Source organism: Methylotenera sp., assembly GCF_013141425.1.
Taxonomy (GTDB): domain Bacteria; phylum Pseudomonadota; class Gammaproteobacteria; order Burkholderiales; family Methylophilaceae; genus Methylotenera.
In genome coordinates, this window is the sequence record NZ_JABFRA010000078.1 from 1 (window position 1) to 23488 (window position 23488).

At 42.4% G+C, this 23488-nt stretch carries 24 protein-coding genes; 7 read left to right on the plus strand and 17 right to left on the minus strand.

The window, feature by feature from the left end:
* Both HOO90_RS06995 and HOO90_RS07000 read right to left on the minus strand, forming a co-directional pair.
* The coding region (locus HOO90_RS06995) for a Sua5/YciO/YrdC/YwlC family protein (protein WP_292841439.1) at positions 1-146 on the minus strand (146 nt) is incomplete at its 3' end.
* An 18-nt stretch (positions 147-164) separates the two neighbouring features.
* Positions 165-1025, minus strand: a complete 861-nt coding sequence (locus HOO90_RS07000) for a 3',5'-nucleoside bisphosphate phosphatase (RefSeq protein ID WP_292841365.1) — start codon at positions 1023-1025, stop codon at positions 165-167.
* Between the two features lie 221 nt (positions 1026-1246).
* Between HOO90_RS07000 and HOO90_RS07005 the strand changes: the two genes are divergently transcribed.
* The 6 genes from HOO90_RS07005 (at position 1247) to feoB (ending at position 5496) form a co-directional block, all read left to right on the plus strand.
* The gene (locus HOO90_RS07005; protein ID WP_292841368.1) at positions 1247-1804 is read left to right on the plus strand and encodes a septation protein A; all 558 of its coding nucleotides are present in this window, start codon (positions 1247-1249) and stop codon (positions 1802-1804) included.
* On the plus strand, positions 1804-2106 hold the full coding sequence (locus HOO90_RS07010; protein WP_292841371.1) for a YciI family protein: 303 nt from the start codon (positions 1804-1806) through the stop codon (positions 2104-2106). The genes HOO90_RS07005 and HOO90_RS07010 overlap by 1 nt, the downstream gene beginning before the upstream one ends.
* Positions 2107-2137: 31 nt before the next feature.
* Positions 2138-2398 (plus strand): BolA family transcriptional regulator, encoded by a 261-nt coding sequence (locus tag HOO90_RS07015; protein WP_292841373.1) that lies wholly within the window; start codon positions 2138-2140, stop codon positions 2396-2398.
* A gap of 60 nt (positions 2399-2458) precedes the next feature.
* Positions 2459-3247, plus strand: a complete 789-nt coding sequence (locus HOO90_RS07020) for a peptidylprolyl isomerase (protein ID WP_292841376.1) — start codon at positions 2459-2461, stop codon at positions 3245-3247.
* Positions 3248-3409: 162 nt separating this feature from the next.
* Entirely contained in the window at positions 3410-3643 is a 234-nt protein-coding gene (locus HOO90_RS07025; protein ID WP_292841379.1) for a FeoA family protein, read from the plus strand.
* A gap of 62 nt (positions 3644-3705) precedes the next feature.
* A complete protein-coding gene (feoB, locus tag HOO90_RS07030) occupies positions 3706-5496 on the plus strand; it encodes a ferrous iron transport protein B (RefSeq protein WP_292841382.1) in 1791 nt (596 codons plus the stop codon).
* Positions 5497-5595: 99 nt separating this feature from the next.
* On the opposite strand, the gene HOO90_RS07035 is transcribed toward feoB, so the two are convergent.
* From HOO90_RS07035 to sucC, 6 genes are read right to left on the minus strand one after another with little or no spacing between them, the layout of a single operon-like run.
* Positions 5596-5937 (minus strand): DMT family protein, encoded by a 342-nt coding sequence (locus tag HOO90_RS07035; RefSeq protein ID WP_292841385.1) that lies wholly within the window; start codon positions 5935-5937, stop codon positions 5596-5598.
* 57 nt (positions 5938-5994) lie between these two features.
* Positions 5995-6333, minus strand: a complete 339-nt coding sequence (locus HOO90_RS07040) for a P-II family nitrogen regulator (protein ID WP_292841388.1) — start codon at positions 6331-6333, stop codon at positions 5995-5997.
* 60 nt (positions 6334-6393) lie between these two features.
* Positions 6394-8007 carry an NAD+ synthase gene (locus tag HOO90_RS07045; RefSeq protein ID WP_292841390.1) on the minus strand — a complete coding sequence of 538 codons (1614 nt, stop codon included), beginning with the start codon at positions 8005-8007 and terminating at the stop codon, positions 6394-6396.
* 45 nt (positions 8008-8052) lie between these two features.
* Positions 8053-9006 (minus strand): ankyrin repeat domain-containing protein, encoded by a 954-nt coding sequence (locus HOO90_RS07050; protein WP_292841393.1) that lies wholly within the window; start codon positions 9004-9006, stop codon positions 8053-8055.
* Between the two features lie 48 nt (positions 9007-9054).
* Entirely contained in the window at positions 9055-9930 is an 876-nt protein-coding gene (gene sucD, locus HOO90_RS07055; RefSeq protein WP_292841396.1) for a succinate--CoA ligase subunit alpha, read from the minus strand.
* On the minus strand, positions 9927-11090 hold the full coding sequence (sucC, locus tag HOO90_RS07060; protein WP_292841399.1) for an ADP-forming succinate--CoA ligase subunit beta: 1164 nt from the start codon (positions 11088-11090) through the stop codon (positions 9927-9929). The genes sucD and sucC overlap by 4 nt, the downstream gene beginning before the upstream one ends.
* Before the next feature lie 142 nt (positions 11091-11232).
* On the opposite strand from sucC, the gene serB reads away from it, so the two are divergent.
* A complete protein-coding gene (gene serB / locus HOO90_RS07065) occupies positions 11233-12072 on the plus strand; it encodes a phosphoserine phosphatase SerB (RefSeq protein WP_292841402.1) in 840 nt (279 codons plus the stop codon).
* Between the two features lie 3 nt (positions 12073-12075).
* Here the strand turns inward: serB and HOO90_RS07070 are convergent, their stop codons facing one another.
* The 9 genes from HOO90_RS07070 to purL form a co-directional block, all read right to left on the minus strand.
* Positions 12076-12615: a diguanylate cyclase gene (locus HOO90_RS07070; RefSeq protein ID WP_292841404.1), complete on the minus strand. Its 540-nt coding sequence runs from the start codon at positions 12613-12615 to the stop codon at positions 12076-12078.
* 277 nt (positions 12616-12892) lie between these two features.
* The gene (locus HOO90_RS07075; protein ID WP_292841407.1) at positions 12893-13237 is read right to left on the minus strand and encodes a hypothetical protein; all 345 of its coding nucleotides are present in this window, start codon (positions 13235-13237) and stop codon (positions 12893-12895) included.
* 498 nt (positions 13238-13735) lie between these two features.
* On the minus strand, positions 13736-14551 hold the full coding sequence (locus tag HOO90_RS07080) for a ferritin-like domain-containing protein (RefSeq protein ID WP_292841410.1): 816 nt from the start codon (positions 14549-14551) through the stop codon (positions 13736-13738).
* 50 nt (positions 14552-14601) lie between these two features.
* Positions 14602-15468, minus strand: coding sequence for an SMP-30/gluconolactonase/LRE family protein (locus HOO90_RS07085; protein WP_292841413.1), 867 nt, complete (start codon positions 15466-15468; stop codon positions 14602-14604).
* A 36-nt stretch (positions 15469-15504) separates the two neighbouring features.
* A complete protein-coding gene (locus HOO90_RS07090) occupies positions 15505-16731 on the minus strand; it encodes a PQQ-dependent sugar dehydrogenase (protein ID WP_366928751.1) in 1227 nt (408 codons plus the stop codon).
* A 43-nt stretch (positions 16732-16774) separates the two neighbouring features.
* Positions 16775-18079: an NAD(P)/FAD-dependent oxidoreductase gene (locus HOO90_RS07095; RefSeq protein WP_292841416.1), complete on the minus strand. Its 1305-nt coding sequence runs from the start codon at positions 18077-18079 to the stop codon at positions 16775-16777.
* The gene (locus tag HOO90_RS07100; protein WP_292841419.1) at positions 18072-18503 is read right to left on the minus strand and encodes a c-type cytochrome; all 432 of its coding nucleotides are present in this window, start codon (positions 18501-18503) and stop codon (positions 18072-18074) included. Before HOO90_RS07100 ends, HOO90_RS07095 begins: the two co-directional genes overlap by 8 nt.
* A gap of 80 nt (positions 18504-18583) precedes the next feature.
* Positions 18584-19081 carry an ankyrin repeat domain-containing protein gene (locus HOO90_RS07105; RefSeq protein ID WP_292841422.1) on the minus strand — a complete coding sequence of 166 codons (498 nt, stop codon included), beginning with the start codon at positions 19079-19081 and terminating at the stop codon, positions 18584-18586.
* Between the two features lie 48 nt (positions 19082-19129).
* Positions 19130-23038: a phosphoribosylformylglycinamidine synthase gene (purL, locus tag HOO90_RS07110; protein WP_292841425.1), complete on the minus strand. Its 3909-nt coding sequence runs from the start codon at positions 23036-23038 to the stop codon at positions 19130-19132.
* Between the last annotated feature and the right edge of the window lie 450 nt (positions 23039-23488).

Here is a 23488-nt window from a genome sequence, read left to right on the forward strand (position 1 = left end):
GCATCGCCATGTCCAATCATACAACCTAGGGCATAACCAGAGTCAGTTGGGTAAGCAATCACTCCACCTTCGCGGAGAATATCTGCCGTTTGGACAATAAGCCGGTGTTGCGGATTATCAATATTGATGTTAAAAAATTGTGACATCTATTATTCGTTCAGCTTTCATATGGACTCAGCAGTTAGTCGCGCTTCTGGCCAGTCGTCCCAAACAGGCACGCAGTTAGTAGGCAAGGCTGGCAAACGCCCCATTTCCATAAAACTAATGCCTTTGCCGTGATAGTCTGTACCAACCGATGACTTTAAGCTAAACATTTGCGCATATTTTGCAAATTCTATATATTGTGCACCTGTATGACTACCTGTCACCACTTCAATGGCCCTGCCGCCCAAAGCTCTAAATTCCTCGAGTAATAACAGCATATTGGTGCGGCCTAAATCATAACGGCCTGGATGCGCCAGCACTGCCACACCTCCACTACCAACTATCCAACTCACAGCATCGTCCAAGCTTGCCCACTGATGTTCAAAATAACCAGGCTTACCTTTAACCAAATATTTTTTAAACACCGCTTTATTGTCTTTTGATACGCCGCGACTAACCAAAAATCTGGCGAAATGCATGCGGCCAATAATGCCCTCTTGAGCATATTCATAAGCACCAGCCAAGCTCCCTTCGATGCCAACCTTGTCTAAACCTGCGGCCATGCCAGCGGCACGTACTTCACGCCCTGCGCGTATCGCGGCTAAGCCTGATTTTAACGCTGGGTATTCGGGATCAATCTTCAACCCAACAATATGCAAAGTACGTTTTTTCCAAGTGACGGAAATCTCAACACCATTAATCAAATGCAAACCATGACGTTTCGCTTCATTAGCAGCCATTTGTAATCCGCTGGTATCATCATGGTCGGTTAGCGCCAACACCCCTACACCATGCGTTACGGCATGTGCGACCAACTCAGTTGGACTTAAAAGTCCATCGGAGATATTGGAATGTGAATGTAGATCGAAAACTAGAGGCATTCAGGCAGACTAACAAAAAGTAGAATAAATTAGATGAAATATACAAAAAAGTACGTTAGCCATAAAAATTCACTTGAAAATTAAACCTTGTGGCACAACATCAATCATAGCAAAATAACGACTTACGCTAAAGCGTTGTATTTATTTGATTGTTGAATTAATTTTTACAACGCCAAGTGCCCTATTGCCAGCGTCTTATTGAAAGTGACTAGCTCGAAGCCATGAATAAGTTTTTGTTTGATCTATTTCCCGTTATTTTATTTTTTATCGCGTTTAAATTTTTTGGTATTTACACAGCCACCGCCGTGGCGATTGTAGCTACTATCGCGCAAATCATTTACAGCAAAATTCGCCATGGCAAAGTAGAAAAAATGCTGCTCGTCAGCGGTGCTATTATCAGCGTTCTAGGTGGCATCACCTTATTACTACACGACAAAGCCTACATTATGTGGAAGCCAACGGTGCTGTATTGGGTAATTGCAGCCACCTTACTGATTTCCAATTTATTTTTTAAGAAAAATTTTATTCAACAAATGATGGAAAAAATGATAGCCGCACCCGCCACGATCTGGAACAGGCTGAATCTAGTCTGGGTAGTATTTTTAGTTCTGCTAGGCTTTCTTAACTTGTATGTAGCATTCAACTACACCGAGAACACATGGGTTAATTTCAAGTTATTTGGCGTGACCGCTATCATGTTTGTCTTCATCATTGGCCAAACATTAGCCTTAAAAAAATATCTTATTGAACCTATTGAAGATAAAAACGAGCATCACTGATGTGGTACGCAATCATCGCTGAAGACACCCCCAACAGCTTGGATAAACGCCTAGCAGCAAGGCTAGAACATTTAAAACGCTTACAGGCCTTGCAAGAAACTGGGCGCCTATTATTGGCAGGGCCATTTCCAGCAATTGATAGTACAGATCCTGGGGCTGCAGGATTTAGTGGCAGCCTAATTGTGGCAGAATTTTCTAATTTAGCAGCAGCGCAAGAATGGGCGAATAATGACCCTTTTGTCATCGCAAATGTGTATCAGCGCGTTACTGTTAAACCTTTTAGAAAAACACTACCAATTTAATCATGAGACACGAAGCACCGCAAATCAACACATGAGCCTGACCGAAGAAATTATCAGCCGCCTAGAAACGCTTGCCCCAAGTAAAATCGATATTCAAGATGAAAGCGCGATGCATGCAGGACACGCGGGCAACATAGGGGGTGGCCATTTCAAACTCGAAATTACCAGCTCGCATTTTTATAAAAAATCACCGATAATGCGACATCGTATTATTTATCAATTACTTGCTGATCTTATTCCTAGTAAAATTCATGCATTGAGCATACACGCACTTGCACCAGATGAACAATAAACAACCCTTACAATAAACTATTTTTACCAATCACCTATTCTTAACCATGAGGATTTTTGCATGAAATTCACCCAAACATTAATTACTGTAGCCATTTTATCTTTAGCTCCAGCAGCCTTCGCAGCAGATACCGTGGCAACAGTCAACGGCAAAGCAATTAAGCAAACAATTTACGATTTTATTGCTAAAGATGCCGCTGCGCGGGGCCAAAAAATTGATGATCAAGTTAAAAGTGCCATCACCAATAAGCTGATTGATTCTGAAATTGTGTACCAAGAGGCACAAAAACTTGGTTTGGATAAACAGTCAGATTACATTGCACGTGAAGAACTTTCACGTCGCGAATTACTGACTTCTGTCTATTTACAAGACTTTGTTAAGAAAAATCCAATTTCAGACGCCGATACTAAAGCGGCTTATGAAGAGTACAAAAAAGCCTACGGCGATAAAGAATATAGTGCTCGCCACATTTTAGTAAAAACTGATGCGGAAGCAAAAGAGATTATCGCTAAACTTGGTAAAGGCGGTGACTTTGCAAAATTAGCTAAAGAAAAATCATTGGATCCTGGTTCGAAAGAAAAAGGTGGCGATTTAGGCTGGTTCTCACCCGCTACGATGGTCAAACCATTCAGTGAGGCTGTAGCAACCCTGCAAAAAGGCGGCGTTTCAAGCGCTCCTGTGCAAACGCAATTCGGTTGGCATGTTATTAAACTGGTAGACACTCGTGTTGCACAGCCACTTTCTTATGACAAGGTAAAAGATGGCCTGCAAAAAAATCTGCAACAACGAAATTTAGAAAAAATGATGGCAGACCTACGTGCTAAGGCTAAAGTAGAAATTACAAAATAATCGATTTTCGAAACGAGTTGTAAGTGTTTAAGAGGCTCGTCTATTGAGCCTTTTTTTATTTAATATGTAGATACTAATTTCAAATTAAAGATATGCACATTCGGTAATTTTTATGCGATAATAAGAATTATTATCATTCATAACATGAATTGTAAGCAATCGATGCAACTTTTATCACAACTAAAAATAGGTCAATTGGCCACGATTTCTGCAATCGAGGCAGAAGAATTTCTTTTTCACCGCCTTTCTGCTTTAGGTTTTAGGGTTGGCAAACCGCTTAGCATTATTCGTCGAGCTAACTTTAATGGTCCTCTGCAAGTACGTTTAGGTACCACCGATGTCATTCTAAGAGATGCCGAAGCTTCACACATTCGAATAAACGTTCCATCCAATTAAATATCAAATTTTTTAACCAAACCCATTCCAAGCTACCTCACTTGCGCCTAAACTAACGATTCATGAAACGTATTGCATTATTAGGCATGCCCAATACAGGCAAATCAACGCTGTTCAACCGCATTAGCGGAGCGTCAGCTAGAGTAGGCAATTGGCCAGGCATTACTGTTGATTTAATGAGCGCTAAGATTTTAATTGGCGGACATATCGCTGAACTAATTGATTTGCCTGGCATTTATGACTTACATGGCTTCTCTGAAGACGAACAAGTCGTTCGACATTTCCTATCGAACAATGCTGTCGACTTGGTAATCATATTACTAAACAGTTCACAAATTGACCGTCAACTTTCCTTGGTTTTGCAAATCAAAAAACTAAAAATTCCTGCGGTGCTGGCTTTGAATATGGCGGATGAAGCACGTCAAACCGGAATTACCATTGATTCAGAGAGTTTGACTGCGGCGTTGCAAATGCCCGTATTACAAATTAGTGCTAAATATGGCGATGGCCTACCTAAAGCTTTGCAGGCTGCTACACAAATTATCAATTTAAACCAAGCCGCAACCGACCCAAAAGTAATTGCGCAGTTTTTGCAAGAAGACAACCAAATCGAACACGAGATGGAAAATCTTATTCAACGTCATGTGCAGATTCCAACCACATTCACCGACAACACAACCGATAAAATTGACCGCGTTTTGCTACACAAGTGGTTTGGCTTGCCGATATTTTTTGCGGCAATGTATGTGTTATTTCAGTTTATATTTACGGTTGGAAAGCCGCTTCAAGACGGTTTAGCTTGGGCTTTAGATCTATTCAGAACTGGTGCATTAGAACCAATTTTTAGTCACAGCCCAACTTGGTTAAGTGGCCTCATGTTGGATGGCGTATACAATGGTGTGGCCACGGTTGCCGCTTTTCTACCGATCATCGTATTGTTCTTTTTAGTGATGTCGATGGTTGAAGATAGTGGATATTTGTCACGCGCTGCTTTTTTGATGGATGCTCTGATGGCTAAAATGGGGCTGGATGGCCGCGGCTTTGTAATGATGCTAATGGGCTTTGGCTGTAACGTACCGGCCTTAATGGGTACCCGCATCATGCGCTCACGACCAATGCGCTTACTCACTATGCTCGTTATCCCGCTCTCATTATGCTCAGCAAGACTGCAAGTATTTATTTTCATTATCACGGCGTTATTCGCCGCAAAACATGCGCCAATTGTTTTATTTTCGCTCTACGTGATGAGTTTTTTAACAATGTTTTTAACGGCAGTGCTATTTCAAGGTCAATATAAAAATGCTGAACCGTTTATTCTAGAACTGCCGCCCTATCGGTTTCCAACCTTCCGCCAAATTGTATTGCGCGGATGGCATGAGGTAAAACACTTTCTTGTTCGTGCCAGCAAATTCATTATTATCGGGGTTGTACTGGTTTGGGCATTAACCAACTTTCCAAGCAATGTTCCGCCAGCAAGTGCGGGTACGTATGCCGGCCAAATTGGCGCATTTTTCGCACCCATACTTGACCCTATTGGCATTAACAGTCAACTGGCGATTGCCCTAGTCTTTGGCTTTGTTGCCAAAGAAATCGTGGTTGGTGCGCTAGCCGTAATTTATGGGTTACAGGGAGATTTACTGATGGCGCAAATGGCGACCCAGATTGACTGGGTGCAGGCCATGAGTTTTATGTTATTCACCCTCATTTACACACCATGCTTATCGACCATTGCTACCATCAAAAGCGAATCAAAAAGCAATGCCTTTATGTGGCTATCAATTGTCTGGTCGTTAGGACTCGCCTGGGCAATCAGCTTTGTGTTCTATCAAGGGGCGCGTTTGCTAGTCTATTAAGTATCGGGCTATTAATTGTCAGGGTGGCGGATAGTTCTAAAACTTTTACGGTAGATACTTAAATTTCGTAAGTTGAGATTCAATTCGTAAACTTAATACTCAATTTCTAAACATAAAATATACGGCACCCATCAAACAGAAGCCTGCCCATAAAAAATCCAATTTAATTGGTTGTTGCATATAAAAAACGGCAAAGGGCACAAACACCGCTAATGTAATGACTTCTTGTAAAACCTTTAACTGCCCAAGTGACATCACTGTAAAACCTAGTCGATTCGCTGGCACCTGAAATAAATACTCAAATAAGGCCACGCCCCAACTAATAAGCGCGGCAATTATCCATGGCTTTTGACTTAGATTCTTAAGGTGCGCATACCACGCAAATGACATGAATACGTTTGATATAGTCAGCAATAGTATGGTTTTAAAGATAGCTGGCATAATGCAAATTCAAGTCGTTACCTAGCGCAATTAGGTCATACGATATGTTTGATGTTATTAAACCGCAGATTCGCCAGTTTCACCGGTACGAATACGTATTACTTGCTCAACTGAAGTAACAAATATTTTACCATCACCAATTTTTCCAGTATGCGCAGCTTTGATGATTGCATCCACGGCATTTTCCACAATGTCGTCTGCCACTACCAGTTCTAACTTGATTTTAGGTAAAAAATCGACCACATATTCCGCTCCGCGATAAAGCTCCGTATGCCCTTTCTGGCGACCGAACCCCTTAACTTCGGTGACGGTTAAGCCATTAACACCGATAGTGGAAAGTGACTCACGCACTTCATCTAACTTAAAAGGCTTGATAACGGCTTCAATTTTTTTCATGTCAATCTCGCTCCATAATATTTAATTTAATAATTCTTATCACGTTCTGAAATTAAAAATTCAGTTCGACTTTACATCAAAATCCAACTTAACTGTAATCGGGTGGCGTCTATCTTTACCAAAGCCTTTATGTGTAATACGCACGCCTACGGGTGACTGGCGACGCTTATATTCATTCCGATCAATCAGCGAAATAACGCGCTTCACGTCTGCTACTACATATCCCTTTTCTATGATATCGTGAACACTTAAATCGTCTTCGACATAAGCCTCGATAATACCATCTAGCACATCGTAGGGTGGCAAACTATCTTGATCCACTTGATTGGTGCGTAATTCAGCTGAGGGTGGGCGTGTAATAATGCGTTGTGGTATCGCCTTGGAAAGACTGTTTCGGTAGTGGCATAACCTGTATACCAACGTTTTTGGCACATCTTTCAATAGAGCAAAACCGCCTGCCATGTCCCCATAGAGCGTGCAATAACCAACGGCCATCTCACTTTTATTACCCGTAGTGACGACAATACTACCAAATTTATTAGAAATAGCCATTAGCAACATTCCGCGTATTCTGGCCTGCAGATTCTCTTCTGTCGTGTCAAAAGGCAAGCCTTTAAACTCATCCGCAAGTGCGCCTCTAAAGTTATCAAATAATGTGTTGATTGGAATTTGACTATATTTCACACCCAGCGTATTCACCATTTCAATCGCATCGTCTACGCTCATATTGGCAGTAAATTCGGATGACATTAACACCGCATGCACATTATCAGCACCCAGTGCATCTACCGCGATAGCGAGTGTCAATGCTGAATCAATGCCGCCAGATAATCCCAACACTACGCCAGGAAAACGGTTTTTATGCACATAGTCCTGTAAGCCCAGTTTTAATGCGCCATACACCGAGGCTTCCGTGCTCAAATGATGGGCGATAGACGCATGTTTGGGATGACCATGATCAAAGTCGACAATTTCTAATGTCGCTTCAAATGCAGGCAGTTGCTGTGTTAACTTACCTCCAGCGTTGAGCACAAAAGAACCGCCATCAAACACTAATTCATCTTGGCCACCCACCATATTAGTATAAATAATGGGCAACTGTGTTTCAAATACACGCTGGCGCAACACCTCTAAACGGGTCGATTGCTTTTCCATATGAAATGGCGAGGCGTTGAGTGCAATCAACAATTCGGCACCCGCTGCTTTAGCTATGGTTGCTGGATTAGGCTGCCATACGTCTGCACAAATAAGCACGCCTATTTTCACATCTTCATGTGCAAAAACCAAAGCTTCACCACCAGAATCAAAGTAACGTTTTTCATCAAACACACTGTAATTGGGCAACGCTTGTTTATAGTAGGTTGCGTAGACTTTTCCATCTTGCAACACCGATGCTGCATTGAAACAATCTTCACCCACTTGTCGAGGATGTCCGACAATAACGGTAATTTCTGGCAAAGCTCGACTAAGTTTAGTTAGTGCGCTATCGCAGGCTTGTAAAAAGTCAGCACGTAATAATAAATCTTCGGGGGGATATCCGCATATGGAGAGTTCGGGGGTAACCAGTAGCGAAGCACCTTGCGCTTTAGCCTGCTTGGCATAGGTGATTATTTTAGCTACATTGCCCGCAATATCACCCACCATGCAGTTCATTTGCGCAATTGCGATTTTCATGGATTCGAGGCTATTCTTATAAATCTTAGTCTGATAATAGCAAGTTTAATAGCTACCACCCGCACCTTTAATTAACTCAACTATTTCGCGATGCTGGCCCTTGAGTGCATAAACCAAAGCTGTCAAACCATATTTGTCTTTTGCCTTCACCTTGGCCTGATGATCCAACAATAACTTAACGATCTCAGTTTGGCCATTATTGACGGCAATATGCAGCAATGGCGTACCTTCTTCATCCAAACTATTCACGTCAGCACCTGCAGATACCAGTGCTTTTGCGGCGTCAAATTGTGATTTTTTTACAGCCCAAGTCAGCGCTGTCCATTTCACATGGTCTTGCTGATTCACATTCGCCCCTTGTTTTAGCAACAATTCAACCGCTGGGGTGTGGCCCTGCCGAGCGGCAATCATTAAGGCGGTTAAACCCAACTTATCTTGGGCATGAACATCTGCTTTATTATCCAATAACACTGAAATAGTGGGCAAGTCACCACTTTTAGCCGCATGCATCAGAACACTTTTACCATCATCACTTTTTGTATTCACATCCACACCCTGCTTCAATAGCATATTGACCGTGCGTGAGTAACCAGACACCGCCGCAATTCCAAAAGCACTCCAGCCTGCTGGGTCGCGTACTTTGGCATCCGCACCGTTTTTCAGTAAAACTTCAACCGTCGCCACATGGTCCTTTTTCGCGGCATACATTAAGGGCGTCCAGCCACCTTTATCCTTTGCGTTGATTTCCGCCCCCCTGCTGAGGAGTGCAGAAACCACCTCTGACCGATTTTTACGTGCGGCGTACATCAAAGCACTCGCGCCATCCATATCTTTCGTATTCGCACTTACACCACTAGCCAACAGAGCATTGACCGTCGACAAATCGCCCTTTGAAGCAGCAGTAAGTAAATAAGAAATATCTTCCGCCGCTGTAACAGGCAGTACGACAGAAAAAAGAATGAATATGGCAACTGAAAAACGTTTAAGTAAACTATACATATAATTATTAATCGACAATTCCTTATGAATCAGTTAACAAAACAACTATTATTGGTTTTTAATGGCCTCAAGTACAGCCTCACCCAAGCCAGCTGGCGAACTTGCTACTACCGCGCCGGCCAATTCAAGTGCGCGAATTTTATCGGCAGCCTTACCACTACCACCTGAAATAATTGCTCCCGCATGCCCCATACGTTTACCTGCTGGTGCAGTTTGCCCAGCGATATAAGCCGCTATCGGCTTAGTTACATGGCTTTTGATAAATTCAGCTGCGGCTTCTTCATCTGAGCCGCCAATTTCGCCAACCATAATAATGGCTTCAGTTTCATCATCCGCCTCAAACATTTGCAAGCATTCGATAAAATTAAGCCCTTTAATTGGGTCGCCACCAATGCCTACACAAGTACTTTGACCTAAATTTAGTGCAGTCGTTTGATGTACAGCCTCATAAGTCAGCGTGCCCGAGCGCGACACAATACCGACCTTGCCACGCAGGTGAATACTGCCTGGCATGATGCCAATTTTGCACTCATCTGGCGTAATCACACCTGGGCAATTTGGCCCAATGAGCCTTGTACCATGCGCTTTAAGCGCAGCTTTTACATTCAGCATATCCAATACAGGTATGCCTTCCGTAATGCAAATAATTAAATCGATGCCAGCATCACATGCTTCCAGAATTGAATCCGCCGCAAACGCTGGTGGCACATAAATAACACTTGCCGTTGCGCCAGTATTTTTTACCGCATCACGCATCGTATTAAATACAGGTAAGCCTAGGTGTGTCATACCTCCTTTGCCTGGCGTCACACCACCAACCATTTTTGTACCATAGGCCAGCGCTTGTTCTGAGTGAAAAGTACCCTGCTTGCCTGTAAACCCTTGGCAGAGTACTTTAGTATTTTTATTCACTAAAATACTCATGCTGCCACCGCTTTCACTGCTTGCACCGCAGCATCAGTCAAACCATTTGCCGAGATAATATTCAATCCACTGTTTTGCAACATTTGTTTACCTAAATCCACATTGGTACCTTCTAAACGCACGATGACCGGAATTTGCATACCGACTTCTTTCACTGCAGTGATAATACCCTCTGCAATGATGTCGCAGCGCATAATGCCACCAAAAATATTGACTAAAATCGCCTGAACATTATTGTCTGCCAAGATAATTTTGAATGCTTTAGTCACTGTTTCAGCCGTAGCGCCACCGCCTACATCCAAAAAGTTCGCTGGCATGCCGCCGTGTAGCTTAATTAAATCCATCGTTGCCATGGCAAGCCCGGCTCCGTTTACCATACAGCCAATATTGCCATTCAAAGCGATGTAATTTAAGCCCGCATGGTGCGCAACTGCTTCTTTGCTGTCTTCTTGGCTCCAGTCGCGTTGCTCCGCCAAAGCCTTTTGCCGATACAACGCATTATCATCAATACTCATTTTACAATCTAAGGCAAACAATTTGCCATGCGCCGTAAGCACAAGTGGATTAATTTCAAGCAAAGCTAAATCATTTTCTTTAAATAAACGATACAATCCTTTTAATATTTTGCTAAATGTACTGATTTGGTCACCCACTAAATCTAACTTAAATGCTAAATTCCGTGCTTGAAAATCTACCAAACCATTAAGTGGGTCACAGACTTCCTGCAAGATTTTCTCTGGGCTACTGTGAGCGATTTCTTCAATATCCATACCACCTGCAGATGAAGCCACAACCACCACACGTTCCAATGTTCTATCCACCAACATAGATAGATAAAGCTCGCGTGCAATCGGCAAGGTTTCTTCAATCAACACCTGATTGACTGGTTGGCCATCGGGTGCATTTTGATAAGTGACCAGCGTTTTCCCCAACAACTCACTTGCCACCACTTGCGCCTCTTTGGGCGACTTGACCACCTTAACGCCGCCAGCTTTACCGCGTCCACCAGCATGCACTTGGGCTTTAACGACCCATGCATCGCTAGCAATTTCAGTCGTTACCGCTACTGTCTCCTTGGCAACGGCAATAACTTGTCCGCGCGGCACTGGAATACCGTATTTTTGCAGTAAAGTTTTAGCCTGATATTCATGCAAATTCATAAAATAAAGTTCATATTAAAAGTAATGCACATTTTCGCCCAATTTAGCTAATTGCGCTAGCATTGGCTTGATATTCTGCGTGTTTTATCAATCACAGATTGTGCCAAGTGTATAATTGCATTTTTAATTCATTTTTCAAGCTATGCGACTCGTCATTCAAGGTACAGCTATTACTTTTGCACATTTAGCCCACATCCACCAACTTAGCGGAACCAGTGTCCAATTTACGCAAATAGCACAGCATGCCTATTACCTAGCCAACCAAGGTACACCAATAGAATCCGTAATAGAATTCTGTACAGCGCAAAAAATAGACTGTGCCTATGTGCAGGACAAACACTTAATTAATCATTACGGTTTGTGCGTGATGGACATGGACTCGACCCTCATCAGCATAGAATGCATAGATGAAATCGCAGACATGATTGGTATTAAGCCTCAAATTGCAGCCATTACAGAACGGGCAATGCAAGGCGAACTGGATTTTGCCCAAAGCTTACGAGAACGTGTGGCATTGCTTAAAGGTTTAAAAGAAACAGACTTATTGCATGTGCTGAATGAACGGCTCCGGTTGAATCCTGGCGCCAACGAATGGATCGCCGCATGTAAAGCCAACAACATCACAACTTTGCTAGTTTCTGGCGGATTTACTTTTTTTGCAGACCGCGTAAAAGCCATGCTGGATTTGGATTATGCCGTTTCAAATACTCTGGAAATTATTAACGGCAAGCTGACTGGAAAAGTATTAGGCAATATTGTGGATGCGCAAACCAAAGCAGACGAGTTAATCAAATTACGCGATCAATTAGGATTAGCTGCCGCACAAACCATTGCGATTGGTGACGGGGCAAATGACCTTAAGATGATGCATGTTGCTGGCATTGGCATTGCCTACCATGCCAAACCCATTGTTCAAGAAAAAGCCACCTATGCCCTCAATTTTATGGGATTAGACGGCGTTATTAATCTAATTAACACCTAAATTTTATTGGGCTGTGTTATCTGCCGATAGTTTAATGACAGAACTGGCCAAGCGCTTTCTGTTTTCTTTTAAATAGCCAAGAAACTCAAGTGCCGTTGTTGGCACAACATCAGTTTCTCTTTCCGTTGTGTCTAAAGTAGTTGTAACTAAAGGCAATGAGAAAATCGAAATTTCACGATCGACTGTGTTTAGATCATGATGTTGCTCAAGATCAAAGATTGCTAATATTTTATCGTGGATTTTTTCACTGTCGCTGACATAAGGTACGATTACCCAGAAGTCTTTGGCATCACGCGCAACAATATCTGTTTTACGGAACGTACTGCTAAAGGAGGTGGTTAACATAGCAAGCCGTTTAAATGCCTCTTGCACACCAATCGCTTCGGCAAGTTCATGGTTTGTTCCAAACTCAATGTGCACCAAGCCAAATTGCAATGAATTTTTATAGCGTTTTAAAAGTGCCAACAACCATTCTAATGTAAACAGAAATGCACGGCGCGACTCAATGTCGCTCATAACCAACTTATTGTTTTCAATATTCATTCAGAACTTTTTCCCAGCCACTTAATGTTGCAATTGCAAACACTAAATAACTTATATTTTTTTGAAATTTTCAGCCGATAAATGGCTATAAACTTTAATAAAGCTTGTTTATTTGCTTGGTATCTTTTTCAACCACTACATCAAGATGATTGCCAATATTCAGCGCCAAATCAACACCATTGAAACTCGCATCTTCACCTTGTCTATGCGTCATTATTGGCTGATAAGGTGGAAAGATGTACCTTAACAAAGACTCTTTTTTAAATAGAGGCAACATTTATACGTACCGTGAATTAGCTGAATCACTCTGTTCTAACTGTGCATTGTCAACCAAAGAATCGGTGGCCAATGCCACTATGCGATGTTGCTCGCCATGTGCGTTTGGCGCACTCCATAGCAAATCAGTTTGCAAGGCCAAAAAGCCTTTTTTAGTAATACTGTAAGAAATTGATCTTGGGCTATCATGCAGTAATCTACCTTGAAATATATGCCCTGATTCAACTAAGTTACGAATGATTTTTATATCATCTTGCCTAGAGTAAGACAAAACCCCGCTCTTTTCAGCAATCCGGAATAGAATCTCTAAAGCCTCTTTACTTAGGTATTTCTCATTTTCAATCATGATTTAATTTCCTTACCATGTTCACGTGGCTAAAATTAACATCTCAATTTCAAGCCCATTATTTTTTAACATTTCACTTTTAGTTGTAGGCACGTTCATAGATATATTCAACTGAATGGTGTAACAACTAATTTAAATACTTGCAATCAACATGCCAAAATTCGCCGAAATAAATTTTTATAATAGCTTGATTTATAACAAAAAATTATTGCCTGATAATTATTTTGTAAGTTATCGTGAAGTTGATGTCATTTTGAAAGACAACCTTGTCATTTTTTCATCAATTTTTCTAGGAATGTGGCATTTTCTAACGTCATAACAGGCAATAAAAATCTAGAAAATTCATTTCTTGTGTATGAAAATGATTGAAATATTGCCAGTGAATATTGCTTAAAGGAATTGGAGAAGAGAATTGGCTAAGAAAATTGAATAGTCGAGCTGATGGTTTTACTAAACCAACTTTACAATTCTGTCGTTGGATTTACTTTATCTGTAGATTTAAAGCGCGCCTAAATAAGCCAACTCAGTTTCGCTAAATCCTGCTTGGCGTCTAGCCTCTAAATTGAAGGGTGGACGCAATTTTGGTGCGCTGTATTGCTCGGATAATTGTTGATAGGTAAGCACAGGTTCTAGCTTATTTTGGCTACAAAGCCAATTAAACCAGCGATTACCAATAGCCACATGGCCGATTTCATCGCGCAAGATAATATCCAATATTTCCGCTGCGGCACTATCGCCAGCTTGTGCAAGTTTGGCTCTTAGTTGCGGCGAGGCATCCAAACCACGCGCTTCCATGGTGCGCGGCACTAATGCGATACGCGCAAGCACACTTCCTTGAGTTCTTTCTGCCATTTCCCACAAGCTGTTGTGCGCATCAAAATCGCCATATTCAAAACCTAAGCTCTGCAAATGCGAATTCAGTAGGCCAAAATGATAGGCTTCCTCATCGGCCACTTGAAGCCAATCGGCATAAAACTGGGCTGGCATTTTGCTAAAGCGCCAAATGACATCCAAAGCCAAATTAATTGCGTTGAATTCAATGTGTGCAAGCGCGTGTATCAAAGCCGCACGGCCCTCAAGTGTATTCATTGCACGGTGTTTTAATAACCTTGGCGCAATCAGTTGAGGCTTGCTAGGTCGACCTGGTATGGGCTGATTGGGTACAGGTGCCGTCGATAATTCAAGTGGGATGGAACCTGTCCGCCAATCTTCAGCCAATTGACGAACGGCATTTGCTTTAAGGCCTGCATCAGCCTCGGCCAAACAGTTTAATGCTACCTGACGAAGCTCAATAGATACAGTGTGTAAAGTCATTAAATACTATATTTTTTGTGCAATTCTCGGAGTGCTACTATAGAAGTCAACTACAGCGGAATAAAATCTAATTCGCCGGCCTTCATATCAGGCACTAACAAGAATTTTTCATCTTTAGTTATTGCGATATCTGCTGCGGATTGATATCCACCTTTTAATAAATTAACCTCTCCTTTGGTGTTTACTGTAAACACCTTACCATTCTTCCAATCGCTCACATACATGCTGCCATTGGAGTGATGTACCACGCCGTCACCCCCACCAAAACCTTCATTCAGGTCAGTTAAAACCTGTGTTTTAGTATTCAAACTATAAAGTATGCCAGAGGTAAAATCTAAAATAATAAGCGCTTCGCCTGTGTTATCCGCCAACAAACCATTGGGCGCTTTAATGCGGGCATCCTGCTGGTCATTAATCAGTAATTTTACTTCACCTTGCGCGTTGATCTTGTATACAGCACCGCCTTTGCCTGCGCCAAATAAATCACCACTGTCACTTACGTATAAATTGCCTTGTGGATCCGCTTCCAAATCGTTTAAAAACAAAGGAATGCTTGGAAACGCGCTGGCAGCAACAAAATTTTGCACTTTGCCATTCGTATCAATTTTCAAAATCTTAGTTTTATCTGCCACGTATAAAGTTTGACCGATAATAGCCAAACCTTTTGGATCATCTAAACCCGTTGCAAAAACACGCGCCTTACCATGTTCTATCACGGTAATTCTACCATCACCATCTTTACCAAATTCATTGATTTCAGACACATAAATCTTGCCATCTTTCGCCTGCACTGCAGACTCCGGTGTTTTCAGACCTGTAATTTTTTGTGCCAGAACAGCATTCGATTTAACTTGATGAGTACAAGCCACTCCTAACAATGCCAATAGGTACGTGGCTATGAATATTTTTTTTTGCATGATTTGCTTTCTGAAGTGAAGTTGAATATTGGCAGTTTACACTGAATAAGCAATACGATATATGACACCCGATTTATCATCTGATACGTACAGTGCTTGATCCTCCCCCACAGCCACATCGACAGGACGACCCCAAGCCTCGCTGCCAGCCAACCAGCCTGTTGCAAAATCTTCACTACTCACGGGCTGATTATTTTTAAACTTGATACGCACTAATTTATAACCAGATGGTTGTTTGCGATTCCATGAGCCATGCAATGCCACAATCGCATCTTGCTTATATTCTACAGGCCAGTTGGTTTTATCTAAAAAGCTAATACCAATAGGCGTTGAATGTGAGGTCAGGGTAATCGCTGGTGCTTGCGTTGTACTGCAAAAACCCGCTTCGGCTGGAAAGTTTGGATCTTCCACATTTTGTTTTATATTATTTGAATCAGCCCAACAATGCGGCCAACCATAATGCTGACCTGCCTCAATTATATTAATATGTTCAGGCGGCAGTTCATCATTCACTGCACCATTTTTAGTGCTTGAGCGCATATCCGCGCCATTGTTGGTAGCATACATCGCACCTGTTTGGGGATGCCATGCAAATCCCTGCGAATTCCGCAGTCCACGTGCCCATACGGCGGATTGCGGATGCCGACCGATTGTCAATAGTGAACCTGCCGGCTGGCCTTCAAGGGTATAGCGCAAAAGCGTAGCGCGTGTAGAATCATTTTCGATACAGACATTACAGCTTGAGCCAACATTGATAAAAAAATAGCCATCGGGACTCAATTTGATATTTTTGAGTGTATGCCCGCCTGAGGCTAAGCCGCCGATAAAGGGTGCAATTTTTGCTGGCTTACCGTAAACGGGCATTGTTAACTTAACGATCCCATCTTGATTGGCAACAAAAAGCGTATCCGCAACAATGGCTAAGCCTTGAGGTGCGTTCAATTTATCTGATACAAGCACTACTTCATCCGCAATGCCGTCTTTATTAGCATCAGGTAGCTTAAGCAAGCGGTTACCTTTTGCAGAGGTCACATAAAGATTGCCAGTTGCATCAAACGCTATAAAGCGGGCGCCGGCTAAAAATGCACCCTGCTTGGTTTTATTGTCGGCAAAAATGCTAATTTTAAAGCCGGCAGGCAGCTTAATGCTTGGTAAATCAGGTTTAGAATTGGCAGTTTGCATGCCAATTAACACAAGCGATATAAGCGAAGTGAAAATACTGAAGCGTATAAATTGTGGCATTTTCTGATGCATTATTTTCATCTTTTAGGCCTAAACTTAGTATTCATTTTAGAAACTTAGGTATTTATGTCAGCGTGTCTGCCCAAATATTTTGCGACCACGCGACAGCATATTCGCCTTCTTTCTCTGAGGGTGACAAAGATACACCTCCGCCTTCAGCGGATACCATGATTTTTTTTGCTTCATCGTATCGGTACACATTGGCCACATGCATGGCTGATTTATCACTCACATAGCTATAGCAAGTGTTTGCAAATACAGGCGCTGGATCTGGCACTTGCCCTGCCAGAAGTTGCACAATGGCATTAGCACAAATCTTGGCTTGATTTGTCGCCATGTGGGCAGATTTTGGCAAGCCAGCGGCAACACTGTCTCCAATGACATGAACATTTTGCACACGTTTAGATTCATAGGTTAAAAAGTTCACCTCGCACCAAGGATAGTCCTTTTCAGTCAAATCGGCTATTTGGGCGATTTTACCCGCACGTTGCGGCGGAATGACATTCAACACATCTGCTTTAAATTGATCAAACTCGGTCGAAACTGTTTTACTCGCAACTTCGACGTTCGAAATCGCATGATCAGGGCGATAATCGATAATACCTGGATATAACTCTGCCCAAGCTTTACTAAACAAGCCTTTTTTAGAAATGATTTCAGCATTGGCATCCAGCACCACTATCTTACTTTTTGGCTTGTTTGTTTTGAGGTAACTTGCCACCTGACAAACGCGCTCATACGGCCCGGGTGGGCAGCGATAGGGGGCTTTGGGTACGTTCATCACAAACACTCCGCCATCTGGCATTGCTTCAAGTTGCTTACGCAAGTTCACCGTTTGCCAACCTGCTTTCCAAGCATGTGGAATCTGATTTTGCGCTTCAGCACTCGCAAGCATAGGCAGGCTGGCAAAATCAAAATCAATACCTGGTGCGACAATAAGTCTGTCGTAACTTAACTCTCCTCGGGAGAGCGTGATTTTTTTTGCTTCTGCATCGATGGTGGTAACTTTATCATGCACCCACTTAATGCCATGATTGGTTTTAAGAGCATCGTAACCAAATGTTAAATCGTTGATACTTTTGCTGCCACCCAGCACTAAGTTGCTTAATGGGCAAGAAACAAATTGTGTATTCGGTTCCACCACCACCACTTCAATCGCACCTAAACTCCACAAACGCAAATACTTGGCCGCAGTAGCGCCTGCGTAGCCACCGCCAATCACAACCACACGGCCAAGCGGCGGTTTCGTCGCCTTTGCAAAGCCATTGTGGCTTAATAATAGTGCCCCTATTGCTCCAGTTGCTTTAATGAAATCACGTCGATTAAACCCGCTTAAATGCGTATTCTGATGATTAAAATGATTATTCATGATCAGCCTTTAGTATCTCGGATTTGATTGGCGATTTGTCGATGCGTTGTTGTTTTGAAAAATGTGCTGCGAGTTGGTTAATTTCATCAATCGTCAATCCCTTTGCATGCCGGTGCATTACCGTTGCTTTGCGGCTGCCATCCCTAAAACCTAGCAGTTTCTCGGTTAGTTCTGTTACTGCCATGCCTGCAAGTACGGCATTTGCACCTTTAGATTCTGTACTTCTTGAGGCAATGTTTTGATTATTTACAACAGAATTGCCAAAGGTGCCATGACAGGCGGCACATGAAGCGGCAAGTGAACGTATGTGCGTATTTTGCTCGTCTGAAAAAGTAGAAACCTCAGTTGCAAAACCTTGAACAGGTAAGCATACTGAGGTTATCAGTGACAATACTAAAAAACAAATTACTTGAAATTGTTTCATGATGTTTTAAATGAAAATTAAAACATCATTCTAAATACTTTTTGCTTAAATTACGTGACTTCCGTCACATAAAAAATAAATTAGAAACATCTCTCTTCTTGGCAACCATCATTTTTAACACCAAGACTACTCAACAATTCCACCATATGTGTATTACCAGAATCCTTTAGTGCACGAATAATTGAAACATCCGCTTTTAGCTTTTCGTTCACATTTGCACCACTGCTAGCCAGCAGTTTCACCATATCATCAAATCCATTAAATGCCGCCAAATGAAATGCCGAGTTATGTGATAACGGATGAACATAATTAATATCGCCACCTTTAGCAACTAAATATTTAACGACTTCCAATTGATTTTTATTCGCCGCCATTTGAATGGGTGACCAGGCAAATGATTTCTCGTCCACATTTTTAGGATCAGCTTCAACATATTTTTTGACTATTTTTAAATTTCCACTGGTAATAGCATCAACATATTCTAATGATTCATCATCGGTAAGCGCCATCGCATTGAACGAAAAACCTAAGACCATTGAAGCAACTAATGCTGTAAAAAGTGTACGAATAAATTTCATGTTACCTATCTCCAAAGTTATTTTTAATTGAATTAACCATTGTAAAACTTAAGCTATATTGCGTCTTGCATTTCTAAACATTCTCATCCAAGCACTATCTTCAGCATCGCCACAGCGTTGCCATGTATTTTGAACATTACGAATTACCCTTTCAGGATGTGGCATCATAATACTAAAACGTCCATCTGTGGTTGTTAATCCAGTAATACCTTGTGGTGAACCATTAGGATTAGACGGGTAGCTAGTTGTTGGCGTTGACGCGTTGTCGATAAACCGCATCGTCACCAATTTTTTAGCTAACACGTCATTGACCATCGATTGTTGAGAAAATTCCGTGAATCCTTCACCATGCGCAACAGCTATTGGCATTTTGCTTCCCTCCATGCCACTAAAGAACAAGGACGGTGACTCTAAAACCTCTACCATCGCCAATCTAGCTTCAAATTGTTCAGATTTATTTTTCACAAAATGTGGCCAATGTGCCGCACCAGGGATGATTGTTTGCAGGTTACTCATCATTTGGCAACCGTTACACACGCCTAAAGCAAAGCTATCAGCACGGTTAAAGAAGGCTGAGAACTCATCTCTTGCACGTGAGTTAAATAAAATTGATTTAGCCCAACCTTCACCCGCTCCTAATACGTCTCCGTACGAGAAACCTCCGCATGCAACAAAGCCAGCAAAGTCTTTTAATGACACTCGGCCAGCAATAATATCGCTCATATGTACATCAAAGGTATCAAATCCAGCACGGTCAAACGATACTGCCATTTCCACATGGCCATTTACGCCTTGCTCACGCAGTATCGCCATTTTTGGACGAGCGCCAATATTAAGGTAAGGTGCAGCAATGTTATCGTTGGGTTCAGAAGTTAGCTCTGCAAATAAACCACGATTGCTCTCATCTAAAATACGGTCATATTCTTGTTGTGCACAAACTGGGTTATCTCGCAACTTCTGCATTTGATACGTGGTTTCTGACCACATGCGATGCAGGTTCACGCGTGTGTCACTAAACAGTACTTTATCGTGCTGTTTAATTTCAATTTGATTCCCAGCAACAACTTTACCTACTACGAATGCCAAGCCGTTAAACTGTTTAACGACAGCATCTGCATCAGCTGCTGCCACTTGAATCACTGCACCTAGCTCTTCGTTATAGAGTGCACTTGCCGCATCGCCTTGCAAGCTAGAAATATCCACATTCAAACCGCAATGGCCAGCGAATGCCATTTCAACTAAAGTAGTAAACAAGCCACCATCTGAACGGTCATGATAGGCTGAAATTTTGCCGGCTTTATTCAATTGCTGAATAGTATTAAAGAAATGTTTCAACTGCGCTGCGTCATCTACATCTGGCGCAACATCACCTACCGCACCATAAACCTGTGCCAAACTTGATCCGCCCATGCGGTTTTTACCACCGCCCAAGTCAATCAAAATTAATTTAGAAGGTGCTTCAGTTTGCAATTGTGGCGTTAGCGTTTTACGCGCATCTGGCGTGGTTGCAAAAGCGGTAACTACCAATGAAATTGGCGATGTCACTGCCTTATTGACACCGTCTTCGTTCCAAACGGTTTTCATGGACATTGAATCTTTACCCACTGGAATGCTGACTCCTAGTTGCGGACACAACTCTAGACCTACAGCTTTAACCGTTTCAAATAAAGCCGCATCTTCACCTGCATGGCCAGCTGGCGCCATCCAGTTGGCTGAGAGTTTTAATACGCTTAAATCATCAATTAAACAAGCAGCAATATTGGTAATCGACTCACCAATCGCCATGCGACCTGATGCAGGTGCACTAATTAAGGCTAAGGGCGCTTTTTCACCAATAGCAAAAGCCTCACCTACATAAGTTTCATACCCAGCCAGCGTCACAGCAACGTCAGCCACTGGCACTTGCCATGGGCCAACCATTTGCTCACGGGCCACTAAACCAGTGACTGAACGGTCACCAATCGTAATCAAGAAGGTCTTATCAGCCACACCTGGCAATCTCAACACACGAGAAGCTGCCTCTTTTAAATCAATTTTGCTGGTATCAAAAGCTATTAATTGTTTGGTCGTGCTTTTTACGTCACGTGTCATTTTCGGCGGCTTACCGAGCAATACAGACATCTCCATGTCTACTGGCTTATTACCAAAATGACTATCCGCCACGGTTAAATGTCGCTGTTCCGTGGCAATACCCACAACCGCGAATGGACAGCGCTCACGCTCACAAATCGCTTTAAAGCGTGGCAAATCATCTTGTGCAATTGCCATCACATAACGCTCTTGCGCTTCGTTGCTCCACAACTCACGTGGCGACATGCCAGGCTCTTCGTTATTCACATCACGCAATTGGAAAGTTGCACCCACGCAAGCATCATTGACTAACTCTGGAAAAGCATTTGAAATACCACCCGCACCAACGTCATGGATACTCAAAATTGGGTTGGCATCACCTAGTTGCCAGCAACGGTCAATCACCTCTTGCGCTCTGCGCTCTAGCTCTGGGTTACCGCGTTGTACAGAATCGAAATCTAGATTTTCGACATTGCTACCAGTATCCATACTTGAAGCCGCACTACCACCAAGACCAATCAACATCGCAGGGCCGCCGAGCTGCACTAATGCTGCGCCAGCAGGAATTGGATTCTTTTTAGAGTGTTTTGCGGAAATATTACCTAAGCCACCCGCCAACATAATTGGCTTGTGATAACCACGCATTTCGTTGTTTGATTCCAACTCAAATGTACGGAAGTAGCCTGCAATATTGGGGCGACCAAACTCATTGTTATAGGCCGCGCCACCGAGTGGGCCATCAATCATAATTTGAAATGGTGAGGCAATACGGCCAGGGCGACCGTAATCATTCGCTTCCCAAGGCTGCTCAAAGTTTGGAATGTTTAAATTTGATACTGAAAAGCCAGTTAAACCTGCTTTAGGTTTAGAGCCACTACCTGTTGCACCTTCATCTCGAATCTCACCACCTGCACCCGTTGCCGCACCAGCAAATGGAGAAATCGCCGTTGGGTGGTTATGCGTTTCCACCTTCATTAGGTAATGCATTTCTTCTTCAATAAAGCCGTATGCACCATTTTCACGTGGGTAAAAACGTTTGGTTTTTTCTCCAGACAATTGACCTTCAACAATAGAAGAGTTATCAGAATAAGCTACCACTGTGTTTCCTGGGTTGAGCTTATGCGTGTTACGAATCATGCCGAACAAGGAGAATTCTTGCTGAGCACCATCAATTACCCAATCCGCATTGAATATCTTATGGCGGCAATGTTCAGAGTTCGCTTGTGCGAACATCATCAGCTCAACATCGGTTGGGTTGCGTTGAATTTTGCTGAAATTATCAAACAAATAATCCACTTCATCCGGCGACAAAGCCAAACCCATATCGTTATTGGCTTTTACCAGCGCTTGCTTGCCACCCAGCAAAATATCGACTGTGCTTAATGGTTTTGGCGTGTCGGTGTGGTACAGCTTAGCCGCATCTTCAATGCTGGCAATCACCGTTTCCGTCATCCGGTCATGAATCAATGGCAACAATTTTTTGCGCTCTTCTTGCTTTAATTTTTCACCATTTTTGGTTTGTACAAAATAAGCAATGCCGCGCTCTACGCGTTGCACAGACTTTAAGCCACAGTGTTTAACAATATCAGTCGCACGTGATGCCCAAGGCGAAATCGTGCCGATACGAGGAATCACTAAAATCAATTCACCCTTTGGATTTTCTGCTTGCAAGCTTGGACCATAGGTAAGAATTTGTTTTAAAGTATTTTGTTGTGCATCATCCAGCGCAACATCAGTCCAAACAAAATGCCTAAATTCAGCATAAATATGCGTAATATTCGCAACATTGAGCTTAAGTTGAGATTGAATTTTCTCGATACGGAATGAAGATAAAGCGGCGCTACCACGTAGGCATGCCATTTGAGTGTGGGCTTTAGATTGAGTCATTAAAATTCAGCTAAATAAATACAAATTGCGAATGCTGAATTCTAACAGATTGGCGGAAATTAAGCCTCAAATTGCTGACTAGTGATACTAAAAATAGACTTTTCTATAGCAAACAAAAGCGGTAAGTTTCATAGGGTTTTGATTTCAAACTTCCCTACTATCGCGCCTAAATTTCACTTAATGATGGAAGTTTTCGGCAGGCGGCTGTCTGAGCGTAAGCGAGTTTTCACATCAGAATAATTGCTTTAGCAATTCGTGATGATGGGGATGACCTTTACGGTTAAGGATTGCCGCCCATCATTAAGAGAAATGTATGAAACAAGCGATGGGGGTCTTTTTGTTTGGTTATTTTTTCGGACAAGCAAAATAAAATAACTCGCCTAGGGGCGAAAAAGGATAAATTAATCAAAAATAAATAGTTTTCATATGGTGGGATATACTGGCTGAAGA